This is a genomic window from Flavobacterium sp. HBTb2-11-1, assembly GCF_009826975.1.
Classification (GTDB): Bacteria; Bacteroidota; Bacteroidia; order Flavobacteriales; family Flavobacteriaceae; genus Flavobacterium.
Window position 1 is genome coordinate 81274 of record NZ_WUMO01000009.1, and the last position, 15857, is coordinate 97130.

Below are 15857 nucleotides of genomic sequence, written 5' to 3' on the forward strand. Positions count from 1 at the left end.
ACCCAGCAAATTACGACTTAAAGCACCTAAGTTATTAACACAATTGTCTGAAAAACAAAAAAAAATTAAAATTAAATTCCAATTTCTTAAATGCCGAATTCCAAAAATGGAAATAACGTAAAAATCTAACTGTTTTTGAAATTCCAAAAAAGGAAAATTACAAAATTGAAATTCCAAATTCTAAATTCTAAATTGTAAATTGTAATTATAAAATGTCAAATTCCAAATTCCAACTTTGAAACTCTAAATCTCATTTTTAAAGTCCTAATCTCAAATCCAAAAACCTTAGGATAAATCTCAATTTTATTAAAACCCAAAGCTCCAACTTTGGCACTCTAAATGAAAATTTTAAAATGTACTTAAAAACATTAAATCAAAAAACCGAAATACATTTTTGATGCATTTCGGCTTTTCTATATCGATTCCAATTTGGAATTTGGAATTTATTTTTTGAGATTTTTTTCCTTTTTTGGAATTTACCGTTTTAAGCAATCACAGTAGTTTTTACAGTTTCAAAATTTCCATTTAAATGCGCAGCATTTGCTCGTCCGCTTGGATCAAGATTTTCCTGCCATTTTGGTATCCATTTTCGAACAGTTTGCGCTGCACTGACCTGCGGATAGAATTTATGGAAAATCGACCTGTATAAATACGCTTCTTTGGTTGTTGGCGAATTGTATGGAAATTCAACACTTGCCCCAGCCAATTGCTCATCTGTAACCTGCGAAGCACAATATTCGATCAACTCGTCAACCCAACTATATCCTACACCATCAGAAAATTGTTCTTTCTGACGCCATAAAACTTCTGAAGGCAAATAAGGATCTTCTGTATCAAAAGCTTTTCTTAAAATGTATTTTTCAACGCCATCATATGTTTTTGGCTGCTTTTCTTCTGTTTTAATTCGGATGGCAACATCTAAAAATTCAGTATCCAAAAACGGGATTCGAACTTCCAGACCATTTGCCATTGTCGTTTTATCCGCACGAAGCAAATCGGCTGTAAAAAGCTTCTGTACTCGTTCTATCGTTTCATCCTGAAATTCTTCTTCTGAAGGCGCATTTCTAAAATACAAATGCCCACCAAAAACCTCATCAGCTCCTTCGCCAGACAAGATTACTTTTATACCTTGATCAGCGATAGCTTTAGAAAGCAAATACATTGGCACACCAGATCTAACAGAAATAATATCATACGTTTCGATATGATAAATTACTTTTTCTAAGGCTTTTACTCCTTCTTCTACAGAAAAATGAATTTCGTGATGTTCAGTTCCTAAAAACTCAGCAGCTTTTCTTGCCGCAACATTATCTGGAGCATCAGCATCTAATCCGATAGAAAATGAATGCAGTTTTTCGCCTTTTTCTTTTAGCAATCTCGAAGTGATAGCTGAAATCAACGAAGTATCTAAACCTCCTGACAGCACAACTCCCAAAGGCACTTCTGCCAATAAACGTTTGCGCGTTGCCTGAATTAAGCTTTCGCGAATTAACTCTAAATCTAGTGGCTGAGTTGCATTTTTATGGTCTTCGTATTCTGGACGATAGTATTTTACAAAACCAGTTTTTGCTGTATAATAATGTCCTGGAGGAAAAGTAGAAAACGATTTGCATTGGTCTGCAATAGATTTCATTTCTGACGAAAAATAAATTCGTCCTCTTTCATCCAAACCATAATACAAAGGTTTTACCCCAATCGGGTCACGGCCAGCAATATATTTATCTCCATCGATAACCACAAAAGCAAAATCTCCATCTAATTTATTGCAGAAATCATATCCAAATTCTTCATACAGATGTACAATTACTTCTGAATCTGATTCTGTTCTAAAAGTATGGTGCTTTAATACCGTATTTTTAAGTTCTTTATAATTGTAGATTTCCCCGTCATGCACCATCCAAGCTTTATTAGTTCCTTGAATTGGCTGCCTTCCCGAATTAAGATCGATAATTGATAAACTTTCATGACAAAGAATACTGCCATTTTCCATAATATGAACATCGCTTTCATCAGGACCACGATGAGACATTCTTTCTGAAAGTTCTTTTACAAGTTTCGGGTCTTTTCCTTTTCCAATTACGGCCAATAATCCAGACATAATACTTCTATTTTTATTTATTTTATATTCAGTTTTTAGGCTAACTGAACATTAAAAAATCATTAAAATTTTTCATACAAAGCAAAACTAAATATTAATTTTTGCTTCCTGCTATTAAATTCTTAAAACACAATAGCATTTAACGTTTTTTTTATGGGGTTTCAAATATATTAAAAGAAAGTTAAATAATTACAAATAACAGATTTTAGAGAGGTCTTAATTATTTAATTTAACAGTTAAGACAAAAAAACGCTCTCACAAGAGAACGTTTTTCCGCAATATATATACTAATTCTAAAAATTAAACTCTTAATTACGCTTTAACGTAAGCATCATCATGAACATTTGCTACTGCTCTTCCTGATGGATCGTTTAAGTTTTTGAAAGCTTCATCCCACTCCAAAGCAATTTTTGTACTACAAGCCACACTTGCTTCCTGAGGCACACATAATGCCGCTGCATCGCTTGGGAAATGTTCTGTAAAAATTGAACGATAGTAGTACTCTTCTTTTGATGTTGGCGTTTGCAATGGGAATTTAAATCTCGCATTTGCCAATTGTTCGTCTGAAACTTCTCTAGCTACCACTTCTTTTAAAGTATCAATCCAGCTGTATCCTACTCCATCAGAGAATTGCTCTTTTTGTCTCCAAGCTACGCTTTCCGGAAGCATATCTTCAAAAGCTTTACGAACTACCCATTTTTCCATTGGGTGTTCTTTGTTGATCATTTTATCTTGCGGGTTGATACGCATGGCAACATCCATAAATTCTTTATCCAAGAATGGCACACGACCTTCGATTCCCCAAGCCGCTAAACTTTTGTTGGCACGTAAACAGTCGTACATATGAAGTTTTCCTAATTTACGAACGTTTTCTTCGTGGAATTCTTTAGCGTTTGGCGCTTTGTGGAAGTATAAATATCCTCCAAACAACTCATCTGCACCCTCTCCCGAAAGAACCATTTTGATTCCCATAGATTTGATCACTCTCGCCATTAACCACATTGGAGTTGAAGCTCTAACCGTAGTTACATCATATGTTTCAAGGTTGTAAATTACATCACGAACCGCATCTAATCCTTCTTGGATCGTAAATTTGATTTCGTGGTGAATAGTTCCAATATGATCTGCTACTTTTCTTGCTGCAGCTAAATCTGGAGAACCTTCTAAACCAACTGAAAAAGAGTGCAATTGCGGATACCAAGCATCTGTAGTGTCATCTGACTCAATTCTTTTTTGAGCAAATTTCTTAGCCACAGCCGAAGTAATAGAAGAATCTAAACCTCCTGAAAGTAAAACTCCGTAAGGAACGTCACTCATTAATTGTCTGTGAACTGCAGCTTCCAATGCTTTTCTGATTTCTGGAATACTTGTTTCGTTGTCTTTTACTGCATCATATTCTGTCCAGTCTCTTTTGTACCATTGTACAAATTCACCGTCTTTGCTTGATAAATAATGTCCTGGAGGGAATAATTCGATTTTTGTACAGTATCCTTCAAGAGCTTTTAACTCAGAAGCCACATAGAAAGTCCCGTGCTGATCCCAACCAATATACAACGGAATAATTCCCATATGGTCACGAGCAACAAAATACTCGTCTTTATCTACATCGTAGATTGCAAATCCGAAGATTCCGTTTAGTTCATCAACGAAGTTTACTCCTTTTTCTTTATATAAAGCTAAAATAACTTCACAGTCACTTTCAGTCTGAAAGTTGTATTTTCCAGTAAATTGTTTACGAAGGTCTCTGTGGTTGTAGATTTCACCATTTGCAGCCAAAACCAATTTTTTATCTTCAGTAAATAAAGGTTGTTTTCCTGACGCTGGATCTACAATTGCCAAACGCTCATGAGAAAGAATTGCTTTATCATTGCTGAAAATTCCGCTCCAGTCTGGTCCACGGTGACGAATGATTTTTGACATTTCTAATACTTGAGGTCTTAAAGCTTCAGCTTTTTGTTTAAGATCAAAGGCACATACAATTCCACACATAATTTTATATTTTTATTTTGTAAATTTTAATTTGATAAGGCAAAGATGTGATATTAGTTACAATTGAAAAACATAAATATTAATTTCAATTACAATTTAAAACCAAAATTTTATTTTTACATATAAAATGTAAAATTTAAAAGTAAAAATAAGGTCTGAACTTAAAATTTTTAATTTTGACTATAAAACTGGTTGAAAATTGAAACTTTAAACTGATTTTTTGAATTAAATTTTGAGTTATTCCATTAATGATAAAAAATTCTTAAAGAGAAGGAATGAAGTTGTTCTGAAATTATAATTTTAATAAAATCAAAGACTTTATATTGAAGGCTTCTTATATTTAGTCCCTACGGGACAATGCGTCATTCGATTATAGTTCTACCAATATTTAACTCCTAGCGGAGTTATTTATTAGAAATCGAATACAATACACAAAAAATATCTCGTAGAGATTAAATATCGGTAGAAAAAAAAATTACGTATTAATAAAATTGTCCTGCAGGGACTAAACATTAAAAAACAATTATTCAACGCTCTGAATTGTATAATGCGTCTTATTTATTTCAAATTGAAATCCTGCTTTATTTCCCATTAAATGATTTCCTAAAGGAGATTGTGGAGAAAGCGCAATGACATTGATTCCGTCAATTGCAATTTTAGGAAGCGCAACACTCACATATAAATAAATTCCGTTGGCTTTTACTAAACTGCCTAAAACGATGTTTTCTGTTGTTTTAAGCGGGTCTATTTTATCTAAAATTGCTTTTTGCTCTAGTGCTTCCTTTAATTTATTGGTCAGTTTTTCTTGCTCAATATGCATCATCGACAAAGCCGTTTCATGCTTATCGCCTGCAGAACCTTTTGCATCGTTTTTCGAATCTTCGGTCAAGCCTGAAATCATGTCCTTAAAAACATCAATTCTGTCTTGAACCATTTGAGTATAGTGAGAATATATTTTTTCTTTGAAAGTCATTTTTTTTTAAAAGTACTGAGGTTCTAAGGTGCAAAGGTGCAAAGTTTTTTTTGTTTTGCCACAAAGGCACTAAGGCGCTAAGAATGATTTTTCAAATTTTATTCGAAAAAAGCTTTTGGGTAAACCACTTCTCCATTTACATCTTTTAAACCGTCTTCTGCTAATGCAATAACCATACAGTTTTCTGCTGGAACATCAAAAGGCATTTTGATATGGTATTTTTCACAAAGTTCATATCCAAATCTTGGATAATAATCTTGATGACCTAATAAAATAACAGATTTATAACCTAGACTTTTTGCCTTTTCATGTCCTTGTAAAATAAGTTTAGAGCCGATTCCTTTTCCTTGAAATTCTGGTAAAACCGAAACTGGAGCAAGTGCTAGAGATTCAAATGAATTTAAATCATTTTTAATTTTCAATTTAGTAAATAAAATATGCCCGACTATTTTATTATCAAGTTCTGCAACGATAGACAATTCAGGAATAAAAGCGTCAGAATTTCTAAGTCTTTCTACTAAAAACTGTTCTTTATGATCGCTGTATTCTTCCTTTTCGAAAGCTTTTTCTATTAATTGAAAAACACTTTCAAAATCTTTTTTATTTTCTTGACGTAATATAATTTCCATTTTATAAAATTAAAAAAAACAGCCACGAATTCACGAATCTACTCCAAAAAATTCATGAGCCCATGGCTGAAAAAAAAGGCACTTTATCTTTTATAAAATCTTTGTGCCTTAGTGTCTTTGTGGCATTAAGCCTTAAAAATCAAATTTATAATTTGCACCTCCTAAAACTTGGAATCCTTGTACAGGATAATTCAACCATTTTTCGTAAGCTTGATTTCCAATATTATTCAGTTTTAAGAAAAACGTCAAACGCTCGTTGAATTTGTATCCAACATGAGCATTAGCATCAAAATAGCTTTTTAAAGTAATTGGCGTAGCATCAATTCCTAAAGAAGTATTGGTCTGCATATCTTTTCTTTCGCCAACATAAAACACATTCAATCCTGCGTACCATTGCTTTGTAATATTAACGTCTAAAGTCGAACTTAATTTCATTGATGGCAAATTCCATGCTTCAACTGCATTGTCTGTATTATAACTATTAAAAGTTCCGTTGATTCCGAAAGTTACATTTTGAGAGAAATCAGCTTTTAATTCTCCGTAGAAACGGAATGTTCTAATATCTTCATACACTACTCCAAATGAGTTTCCGAAAGCATAATCTTCATTTGTAATTACTTCTGTATAATCATTTGCTTTAAACAAAGCTTTGTTTTTTTCGTTCAAATAAGAAGCAGTCAAATTATAATTTACATTGTTTGCCAATTTCCCTTTCAAACCTGCAAAAACATTGTATTGTGTGCTTGATGGACGCATGTTTAAAGTTGGAGACAAAAACGGATTTTCGGTCACAAAATCGGCATACGAATTTTGGTTTAAAGCTCCATTAACTCCTGTATAAAAAATCATCAAATCGCCAACCAATCTATATGAAGCATTTACTTTTGGATAGAAATAAAATTTATTGCCACTGTTTTCAGAATCTGCACTATAATATATTCCAGCTCCTAGTTCTAATGTCCATTCGTTTTCATTGATTACAAAACTTGGTTCGATTCCAACATTTGTAAAACTGTATTTTAAAGCTTCTGTATTATCTTGAAAATAATTGTTTTTAAAAGATCCGCTTACATGATCTACAATTACATTGGTTTTAATTGCCTGATCCATTACATCAACTGTAAAAGTAGGCTTTACATAAAATCTGTTTTCTGATGAAGAATAACTGTCTGCAAAATGAGTGAATTTCGCAGAAAGCTTACTAAAAATACTTTCTGTAAATTCTGCATTTCCGCCAACCCAAATGGTATTATAAGAATGGTCTGGATTAATGCTGTTTACCAAATCATAACGCTGATCTGGAATTGTTGATCCAAAATCTGATGGAAGTCCGTACCAGTTATAAATTTGGTTTTGATATCCTAAATCGACTCCCCAAGTATTATCTCTATTGTTTTGACCGTAACCAACATTTATTGATGTATCGTAAAATTCATCATTCAATTCAACATCTTTAATTCCGCCTTGAGAAGAGTGATGGCGAAACATTCCGGCTACATAATCATTATTGCCCAAATCCTGATTTACGAATAATTCACCGTTCAAAGTGCTGTAATTTCCAAGTCCTAAAGTCGCGTAATTATTAAACAATCTTTCTTTTTTAGCTTTTTCCACACCTTCAGCCTTTCCCTTTGAAGGCGTAAAAGTAGAAGCCACAGGAACAGACAGAATACTATATTTAATTACTTCTTTCGGCTGATTCCCGCTATCGTCAAGCGAAGGTGTTTCTTTTACTTTAAAAGCATCTGAAACAGTCGGCGAATAAGGTTTTACTACATTCACAGTCTCAGTTCCGATGCTTTCATTTTTCTTTACCTGTGCAAACGAAAACTGAACAGCAAATAATACTAGCAAAACGATAATTTTATACTGGCAATTTAATTTCATATTTCTTCTTTTTAAGAGTATAGAGAAAAGAGTATAGAAAATAGACTTATCTAATTCTTATCCTAAAAACTCTTTGTTCTCTTTCTATATTCTAAAATCTTTTTTCTTTGTTCTATTTTCTATAATCTTGTTTAAGCTTCCCACTCTCCTTTAGCCACAAACTGAGCTTTTCCTCCTATTTTAATATCAAACAGATCTCCGCTAAGTTTTCCATCAAAATAAATTTCAGACGGTCGGCCAATGTAATCTCCCTGATGGTTTGTTACTTCAATTACAGGAGAATGATATTTTAAAAGATAGGCCTGCAGACAAGTACTTGCGCTTCCTGTTGCTGCATCTTCCACCAATTGATTATTTTCTACACATAACATTCTGGTTGCCAGCTTCGAATCTTCAAAACTATAAAAATACAGTCCTCTGTGATCTGTTTTGCAATGCTGTTTCAACCATTTATCGGTTTTATCTTTATCTAAAACTAAATTCTCCAAAGCTCTTTTGCTGTTTAACGGAACAATTACAAATGCACTTCCCGTAGTCACTTCTTGTATCAAATATTGATTGTCAAAATCATCAATTGTCAAGTTACTGAAAGACGGAAAATCTTCTTTTGCAAAAACATCCCAAAACTTTGGCTGTGCTGCTTTTAACCAAATCAAATCTTCGGTTTTATTGATTGCAATTGGCCCAATCGGAACTTCTAATTTTATTTCGTTAGGCGAATTTTCAAAAATCTTATTCATCAAAACCCAAGAAGTCCCAATAATCGGATGACCTGCAAACTGCATTTCGTGAGCAGGAGTAAAAATTCTTATTTCTGCTTTATTGTTTTCTCTGTCCAGTTTGGTTACAAATGTGCTTTCCGCAAAATTAATCTCGCGCGCAATCTGTTGCATTTCTTTCGAACTCAAATTCTCAGCATCTAAAAAAACTGCCAACTGATTTCCGGCATATTTCTTATCAGCAAAAACATCAACTATGTAAAAAGGTAAACTCATTTCTTTCTTTTTTTCTTTTAGAAAATAGAACATAGAGAATAGACTTTCCAATCTTTGCTTTAATATCTATACTCTTTATTCTTTTCTCTATACTCTATTATCTTTTTTCTTATCTATTAATCGACGAATTTGTTTTTGACTCTTCTGCTTTAATAGCCCTCAATTCTTTTTTCGCCTCTTCGACAACATCTGGATAATCTGTAAAATTGTTGATTACGTTATCCAAAATATAAGTCGCCTGATAACTATCTTTTAGTCCGTAGAAGTTCTTCGCCATTAACACCAAACCTTTTGCTCCGTAATATTTATACGCCGAATAGCTTTTTGCCAATTTTTGAACAGCGGTGTTTGAAGCATCAAATTTCCCTTCTTTGGTTTTAAAATAGGCATCGTAATACAACGCTTCTGCTGCTAATTCTCCTTTTGAAGTTGTCATTAATTTAGCGTAAGCAATTTTAGCCTTATCCTCGTTTCCTGTTTGAATCGCCGCTCTTGCTACAATGATTTGTGCGTCTGCTTTTACTCCAGCATCCGATTTTGGGTTTTCTAAAACTTTTTCAGCAGCAGTAACCGAATTGTCATAATCTTTTTTGTCATAATAGCATTTCATTAGGTTTGCCTGCGCAAAAGTCTTGTTCTGCGGATAATCAGCTTCGGCTTCTAAACGTTTTAAAACCGGAATTGCTTTATCACAATCTTTTGCTTTCAAATAAATCTGAGCTAATCTATTTAAAGCCTGCTCTGTAAATTCATTTCTAGGCTGATCGATTACATATTGGTAATTTGATGTCGATTTTGTCTCAGAACCTTCAGCATAATACAATTGCGCCAAATAGAAATTAGCCTCTAAAGCGTGTAATCCTGCTGGGAATTTACTCACATAACCTCCAAAACCTGTAATTGCCGCTTTGCTATTATTTTGGCTGTATTGTTTAAAGGCAGCATCATAAGTATCGTTATCTAATTCAGCATCTGAAACCTCAACAAAATCTAAAGTACGAACCCAAGTTGCATATTCGTCTACTTTTCCTGAATCAACATAGATTAATCTTGCTGTTGAAACCGCTTCTAAAGCTTCTGGCGTTTTTGGAAATTCAGCCGCTACTTTTTTAAATTTCGTTAAAGCCTGCTGATCGCGATCTGAATTATAATAAATCAAACCTTGTTTTAAGATTGCTTTTGAAGTAAAAGACCCGTTTTGGAATTCTGAAATCAATTGATCATACGTTTTCAAAGCTTGATCGTTTTTCTTTTCTGCAACGTAAGTATTTCCTAATTCGAACAAAGCATCATCTCTGTAAGACGATTTTTTGTACATCTGAAGGAAATTATTCAATTCGTCGACTTTCTTCGCATTATTTGACATGAATCCGTAAGAAAGTGCTTTTTGGAATTGCGCATAATCAGCATCTACGCCTTTAGCCGCAATCGCTTTTGCGTATGCCTCGTTAGCAGCGCTATATTTTGAAGTCACAAAACGGCAGTCTCCTAAACGCAAATAAGAATCGTTTAAACGAACTTTGTCTGAAGGCGAATTATCAATCTGAGCTTGAAAAGAATTTGCAGCCTGATCGTATTCTTTCAGTTTAAAATACGTGTAACCAATATTGTAATTGATGTTTTTATATTCATCTGTAGATTTTGCAGCAGCCATTCCAGCAAATTGCTTGTACGTTAACAAAGCATTTTGTATATCGTCGTTCAAATATTCTGTTTCTGCTTTCCAGAAAGTGGCACGTGCTGTAAACTCAGGCGTTTTTTGTTCGCTGATCGCACTTCTGAACATTTTACCCGCTTCTTGGTAATTATTTTCGTTGTACAATTCTAATCCGCGATAGAAAAGCACTTTTTGATACGCTGCTTTATTCTCAGCAGATCTATTTTTTTCTAATAAAACTAAAGCTTCTTTGTAGTTTTTAGAAGAAATATAAGAATCAACCAAAAGTTTTTCTACTTCTGCACGGCTAGAATTGTTTGGATATTTTTTAAGGAAATCTAATAAAATACCTGGAACGGCTTGATAAGCATTTCCGATATCGTAACTTAATTTAGCATAATTTAAAGCGGCATCTTCTTGAATCTGCGCGTTGAAATCCATTTCAGAAGCATTCTTAAAAGCATTTAAAGCTTCTTGCTTTTTACCTGTATTTAAATAGCTTAAACCTAAATGGTAATAAGCATTCTGAGCAACAAAATCTTTTCCTTCAATAATTTTATTGAATTGAGAAATTGCTTTTTCGTAGTCTTTCTGCTCATAATACGCATATCCTAACTGATAAAAATCGGTGTTGTTCCATTTTCCTTTTTTACCAGCATATTTTTCTAAATATGGAATTGCTTTTCCGTATTGCTTCAAGTTAAAATAACTTTCTCCAATAATTTTATTCAGTTCCGATTTTTCAATATCGTTCGATTTGTTCATGGCTACCAATCCTAAATCAATCGCTTTTTGGAAATTTCCTAATTTGAAATTCATGTCAGCCTGATAATACGAAAGTTTTTCTTTGTATTTTTCTTCGCCAGAAACCTCATCAAAATATTTAGTTGCTTCTTTGTAATCGTCGCCTTCATACGCCATAAAACCTAAGTAATATTTTGCCTGCGAACCATATTCTTTAGAATTGACAACTTTATTAAAATAATTGGTAGCTTCTTTTTTCTTTTTAGCATTAAAATAGCTGTAGCCTTTCATGAAATTAAACTTATCAGACTCAGTTTTGCTCATGTAACTTTCATCTACCTTATCAAACCACTGTAAAGCTTTTGGATAGTTCCCTTGTTCGAAAAAATATTGCGCGGCTTCAATATAAGCCTGATTTTGTTTGGTACTCGTCGGATAATCATTCACAAATTGTTCCACCAAAGCATCAGCATTTGCTTTGTTGGTTCTTATCGCACAATTGGCAATATAGTACGCACAATCTGACTGAACTTCTTCGTTAGTCGCATTGTATTTTACTTTTTCAAAAATCAGTTGTGCCGAAGCATATTGTTTATCGTTATATAAAGCCAGTGCTTTGTCAAAATCCTTTAATTCGTAAGTATAAATAGCCGATTTTTGTGCTGAAGCTATACTCGAAGCAAGGAAAATTTGGAATAAAAAGAACCTGGAAAGTTTACGCATTTTAATAATATTTAGTATTCAAATGTATCATTTTATACGGGTTATAACGAAACGTTTTGCCGTTTTATTATGAACAAATTATCAAACTAATGCTATTATATGCTTTATAAAACGTCAAATCGCGGCTTTTCAAACTTTATTTTTAAACCGTATAAACAATGTAAGTTATTATAAGCAAGAACCTTTACACTCGTGCATCAAAAATGAGCTTATATAACTTATATGGTTATTTTTTTTATTGTCATTTTTCGCAATTTTATTCAGAAATCAGAGAAATTTATTTTGAATACAAGCGTTATCTTAGTACTTTTACCATTCAAACCAATTTTATTATGTCACAAACCGTACTGTCTCTTAAAGAAGTCACTATATATCAAGAAGGAAGAAAAATTATATCTCACATTAATTTAGATGTTAAGCATGGTGAGTTTATCTACATTATTGGGAAAACTGGTTCTGGAAAAAGTAGTTTCCTAAAAACCTTATATGCTGATTTGCCGTTAATTGAAGGCGAAGGACATATTGTTGAATTTGATTTGGCAACTTTAAAAGAAAACGATATTCCGTATTTAAGACGTAAAATTGGAATCGTTTTCCAAGATTTTAAGCTGCTCCCAGACCGTTCCATCAAAGACAATATGCTTTTTGTTTTGAGAGCAACAGGATGGACAGAAAAAGAAGCCATGCAGCACAAAATCGATGAAGTTTTGGACAAAGTAGGCATGAAAGATTTTGTAAACAAAATGCCTCATCAGCTTTCTGGCGGAGAACAGCAACGTGTTGCGATTGCAAGAGCATTGCTTAACGATCCAGAATTTATTTTGGCCGATGAACCAACAGGAAACCTTGATCCGCAAACGAGTTCTGAAGTATTAGAAGTGCTAAAAGCGATCAACGCCGCAGGTAAAACTGTAATTATGGCAACTCACGATTATGCTTTATTAATGAAATTCCCTTCTAAGACTTTGAAATGTGAAGATGAAAGAATCTTCGAAGTGGTTCAAAGAAGCGTGTAATGCTTTCCATTTTAATTCCGGTTTATAATTATGATGTTTTACCGCTTGTTGTAGAGCTTAAACATCAAGCTGATGATTTAGGAATTATATATGAAATCATTGTTCAAGATGATGCCAGCAAAAAATTTGTTAAAGAAAACAATCAAATAAATTCTTTAGAAAACTGCTTTTTTTCTATTAACAAAAAAAATTTAGGAAGAGGTAGAAACATCAACTCATTATGCTCCAAATCAAAATATGATTATGTTTTGATAATGGAAGCTGATGCCTTTCCAGAAAGCAAATCATATCTTAAAAAATACATTGATTTGTTATCAAAAACACCGGATGCAGTTTCTGGAGGCGTTAAATACTCTGACAGCATTCCTCCCAAAGAAAAAACACTTCGATGGAAATATGGCAGAAACAGAGAAGTAAAAACTTTAAGTCAAAGACTTAAAAACAAGTATGATTTTGTTTTTACTTGGAATTTACTTTTAAAAAGGGAAATTCTTCTGCAATATCCTTTTGCTGAATTCATACATGAATACGGTTACGAAGACCTTGTTTTTATAAAGAAGCTGCAGTTAAATTCAGTTCCTATTACTCATATTGAAAATATACTAATTCATTGCAATGATGAAAACAGTATAGACTTTATCAATAAAACCGAAAAAGCTGTTAGAAATCTTTACAACTTAATTTCTTATAGAAAAATAGATTCTAAAGACGTTAAACTGACTAAGATTTATGTAGTTTTAAAAAAACTTCACTTAACAGGAGTTTTAAAATTGATGTACAAAATAAGTAAAAAACAGGTCCTTAATAATTTGACTTCAAAAAGTCCTAATTTGTACTTATTAGATTTTTATAAATTGGGTTATTATTGTGATTTAAAACAATAAACTGTCATGGTATTTTTTTCTATTGTTATTCCTTTATTCAATAAGGCAAATCATGTCGAAAACACAATTAAAAGTATTCTAAGCCAAACTTTTATTGATTATGAAATCATTGTAATAAACGATGGTTCGACTGACAATAGCGAAGTTTTAGTACGCGGTTTTAATGATGACAGAATACAAGTTTACAATCAAGAAAATCAAGGCGTTTCAGTTGCACGAAATCTCGGGATAGAAAAATCAAAAGGAAAATTGATTGCATTTATGGATGCAGACGATTTTTGGTTTGCAGATCATTTGCAGGAATTAGCCAATTTGTATCGCGATTTTCCTGATTGTGGCATTTATTGTTCACGCCATAAAATCAGAATATCAAAAAAACATTTTCAAATTCCTGTTTACAATGGAATCAATGAATCTTTTAGAGGAATTGTTCCCGATTATTTTTTCTCAAACAGACCTTTTAGAATTACATGGACTTCATCTCTGGCAATTCCGAAAGAAATATTACAAAAATTTCAAGGATTTACGCCAGGAGTTACAAATGGCCAAGATTTAGAGTTATGGACTAAAATTGGCATAGAACATACTGTTGCTCTCACAAATAAAACAACAGCTATCTATAACAATAACATTCCAGACAGTCTTGCTAAAAGATATGTAAACTCAATGAAGTTGATGGATTTTGAACAGTTCAAACAATCTGAAAAAGAAAATTCGTCACTCAAAAATTTTCTAGATTTATACAGAATCGAATACGGTCTACGGTATTATATTTTTGGAAATAAGGAAAAAGCGAACTTTTATCTAAAAGATGTTGCCCCACAAAATATTAGTTTAAAAATTCAGCTTTTATTAAAAATGCCTTCTGTTTTTCTACGCATATTTTTAAAATCAAAAAACACTCTAAAAAGAATTGGGTTTGATTTTTCTATCTATGATTAGCATATTTTACAAATTCATCAAAATCCCGAATATAATCTTCTTCGATATAGACTTCTGAAGCCACAACCAGACAAATAGAACCTGAAGAAAAGTTTCTCAATTCCCGCCAAATTCCAGATTTAATCAAGAGACCTTCGTATGGTTTATTTAAGGCAATAATTGTTTCCTCTTTTCCATCATTTATAACCACATCAAAACTACCGCTTAAAGCAACTAAAAACTGCTGAAGTTCTTTATGCGCATGTCCGCCTCGCTCAGATCCTGTTGGCACGTCATATAAATAATACACTCTTTTAATATCAAAAGGAATAGTATCATTTTCAATTACAGATAAATTCCCTCTTCGCTCCTCAATTTTCGGGATCGGAATAATTTGGAAACCGTTATTATTTATTTTCATTTTGGATTTGTTCAAATTTTACATGTCCTTTTTTTGCACTTTCTAAAACGGTCTTTATGTTATCAAATTTTATTTTTTTCTGCTTTAAATCAAAAAACAGTTTGAGATAGAGCCAGAAAATATATTTCTTCTTAAACATTCTCGAAAATAGTGCACCTTGTATATAATATTTATCAACCAGACTTTTCTTTTCTGAAGAAGTCTGATTTTTATGCATTACAATAGACTGAGGTTCAAATACAAGCTGTTTCTGGTTTGCTTTCAAATCTGATAAAAAAATGGCTTCTTCTCCCATTTCGAAAATTGCTCCTAAACCAAAATTTTCATCAAATAAAACTTCCGATTCATTAATAATCTTTTTATTCAAAGTCATTTCTATTGAACTTGTATTCAGAATATCAAAAATATTCAAATTGGATTTAGAATCTAGAGGATATTTTTTAAGTAAACTTCCATTTGAATTTACTGCTGAGAAATTTATCGCAGCCGCTTGGGGGAATTTATTATAAGCATCGACTATTTTGGCGGTAAATCCTTCTTGATATACAACATCATCATCAGCAACGACTAGAATTTTTCCGATAGCATTTTCAAAAGCTAAATTTCGGCTTTTTGCCAGACCTTTTTCGAAGGAATTTATAACTCTTATATTAGAAAAATCTGAAGTTAAAATTTTCTCTTTTTGGGTTTGATTTACAATTAAAATTGAAAAATTAGAAAAATGCGAATAAGGAAACATTGGAATTAAAAAATCTAATGAATCTCGATTCATTGTAGAAATTAAAATTTCGATGTCATCTTCTTCAAAAAAGCTATTTGCCTCATTTTTCATGGTAAAACAAATATAGAAATACTAAATATAGTTTGTTATTTAATTTTTATAAAACCTTTACAATATTCGTTAATTTTGGATGTTTCAA

12 protein-coding genes are annotated in these 15857 nt (G+C 32.5%); 3 read left to right on the forward strand and 9 right to left on the reverse strand.

Annotated elements, in window-relative coordinates; genetic code table 11:
• Positions 1 to 484: 484 nt before the first annotated feature.
• The 7 genes from asnB (GR162_RS18770) to GR162_RS18800 form a co-directional block, all read right to left on the reverse strand.
• On the reverse strand, positions 485 to 2098 hold the full coding sequence (gene asnB / locus GR162_RS18770) for an asparagine synthase B (RefSeq protein ID WP_160783370.1): 1614 nt from the start codon (positions 2096 to 2098) through the stop codon (positions 485 to 487).
• 312 nt (positions 2099 to 2410) lie between these two features.
• On the reverse strand, positions 2411 to 4087 hold the full coding sequence (asnB, locus tag GR162_RS18775; protein ID WP_160783371.1) for an asparagine synthase B: 1677 nt from the start codon (positions 4085 to 4087) through the stop codon (positions 2411 to 2413).
• A 523-nt stretch (positions 4088 to 4610) separates the two neighbouring features.
• Positions 4611 to 5060, reverse strand: a complete 450-nt coding sequence (locus GR162_RS18780; protein ID WP_111365260.1) for a hypothetical protein — start codon at positions 5058 to 5060, stop codon at positions 4611 to 4613.
• 98 nt (positions 5061 to 5158) lie between these two features.
• Positions 5159 to 5689: a GNAT family N-acetyltransferase gene (locus GR162_RS18785; protein WP_160783372.1), complete on the reverse strand. Its 531-nt coding sequence runs from the start codon at positions 5687 to 5689 to the stop codon at positions 5159 to 5161.
• A gap of 132 nt (positions 5690 to 5821) precedes the next feature.
• Positions 5822 to 7576, reverse strand: a complete 1755-nt coding sequence (locus GR162_RS18790) for a TonB-dependent receptor (protein ID WP_160783373.1) — start codon at positions 7574 to 7576, stop codon at positions 5822 to 5824.
• Between the two features lie 131 nt (positions 7577 to 7707).
• A complete protein-coding gene (locus tag GR162_RS18795) occupies positions 7708 to 8571 on the reverse strand; it encodes a PhzF family phenazine biosynthesis protein (RefSeq protein WP_160783374.1) in 864 nt (287 codons plus the stop codon).
• Positions 8572 to 8680: 109 nt separating this feature from the next.
• The gene (locus tag GR162_RS18800; RefSeq protein WP_160783375.1) at positions 8681 to 11695 is read right to left on the reverse strand and encodes a tetratricopeptide repeat protein; all 3015 of its coding nucleotides are present in this window, start codon (positions 11693 to 11695) and stop codon (positions 8681 to 8683) included.
• A gap of 332 nt (positions 11696 to 12027) precedes the next feature.
• On the opposite strand from GR162_RS18800, the gene GR162_RS18805 reads away from it, so the two are divergent.
• Genes GR162_RS18805 through GR162_RS18815 form a run of 3 tightly spaced genes read left to right on the forward strand, consistent with a single transcriptional unit; the run spans position 12028 to position 14537 of the window.
• On the forward strand, positions 12028 to 12711 hold the full coding sequence (locus tag GR162_RS18805; RefSeq protein ID WP_091131383.1) for a cell division ATP-binding protein FtsE: 684 nt from the start codon (positions 12028 to 12030) through the stop codon (positions 12709 to 12711).
• Complete coding sequence (locus tag GR162_RS18810; RefSeq protein WP_160783376.1) at positions 12711 to 13595, forward strand: glycosyltransferase; 885 nt, start codon at positions 12711 to 12713, stop codon at positions 13593 to 13595. The genes GR162_RS18805 and GR162_RS18810 overlap by 1 nt, the downstream gene beginning before the upstream one ends.
• A 6-nt stretch (positions 13596 to 13601) precedes the next feature.
• A complete protein-coding gene (locus tag GR162_RS18815) occupies positions 13602 to 14537 on the forward strand; it encodes a glycosyltransferase family 2 protein (protein ID WP_160783377.1) in 936 nt (311 codons plus the stop codon).
• On the opposite strand, the gene GR162_RS18820 is transcribed toward GR162_RS18815, so the two are convergent.
• Positions 14524 to 14937, reverse strand: a complete 414-nt coding sequence (locus GR162_RS18820; protein ID WP_160783378.1) for an FdtA/QdtA family cupin domain-containing protein — start codon at positions 14935 to 14937, stop codon at positions 14524 to 14526. The two genes, GR162_RS18815 and GR162_RS18820, sit on opposite strands and share 14 nt — an antisense overlap.
• Positions 14924 to 15769 (reverse strand): glycosyltransferase family 2 protein, encoded by an 846-nt coding sequence (locus GR162_RS18825; protein ID WP_160783379.1) that lies wholly within the window; start codon positions 15767 to 15769, stop codon positions 14924 to 14926. The genes GR162_RS18820 and GR162_RS18825 overlap by 14 nt, the downstream gene beginning before the upstream one ends.
• Between the last annotated feature and the right edge of the window lie 88 nt (positions 15770 to 15857).

What these genes read in the sequence shown, in the direction of transcription:
- GR162_RS18820 (WP_160783378.1), bottom strand. Translation starts at nt 14,937, where the DNA reads ATGAAAATAAATAATAACGGTTTCCAAATTATTCCGATCCCGAAAATT.
- GR162_RS18825 (WP_160783379.1), bottom strand. Translation starts at nt 15,769, where the DNA reads ATGAAAAATGAGGCAAATAGCTTTTTTGAAGAAGATGACATCGAAATT.
- GR162_RS18810 (WP_160783376.1), top strand. Translation starts at nt 12,711, where the DNA reads ATGCTTTCCATTTTAATTCCGGTTTATAATTATGATGTTTTACCGCTT.
- GR162_RS18780 (WP_111365260.1), bottom strand. Translation starts at nt 5,060, where the DNA reads ATGACTTTCAAAGAAAAAATATATTCTCACTATACTCAAATGGTTCAA.
- asnB (WP_160783371.1), bottom strand. Translation starts at nt 4,087, where the DNA reads ATGTGTGGAATTGTATGTGCCTTTGATCTTAAACAAAAAGCTGAAGCT.
- GR162_RS18805 (WP_091131383.1), top strand. Translation starts at nt 12,028, where the DNA reads ATGTCACAAACCGTACTGTCTCTTAAAGAAGTCACTATATATCAAGAA.
- asnB (WP_160783370.1), bottom strand. Translation starts at nt 2,098, where the DNA reads ATGTCTGGATTATTGGCCGTAATTGGAAAAGGAAAAGACCCGAAACTT.
- GR162_RS18790 (WP_160783373.1), bottom strand. Translation starts at nt 7,576, where the DNA reads ATGAAATTAAATTGCCAGTATAAAATTATCGTTTTGCTAGTATTATTT.
- GR162_RS18815 (WP_160783377.1), top strand. Translation starts at nt 13,602, where the DNA reads ATGGTATTTTTTTCTATTGTTATTCCTTTATTCAATAAGGCAAATCAT.
- GR162_RS18795 (WP_160783374.1), bottom strand. Translation starts at nt 8,571, where the DNA reads ATGAGTTTACCTTTTTACATAGTTGATGTTTTTGCTGATAAGAAATAT.
- GR162_RS18785 (WP_160783372.1), bottom strand. Translation starts at nt 5,689, where the DNA reads ATGGAAATTATATTACGTCAAGAAAATAAAAAAGATTTTGAAAGTGTT.
- GR162_RS18800 (WP_160783375.1), bottom strand. Translation starts at nt 11,695, where the DNA reads ATGCGTAAACTTTCCAGGTTCTTTTTATTCCAAATTTTCCTTGCTTCG.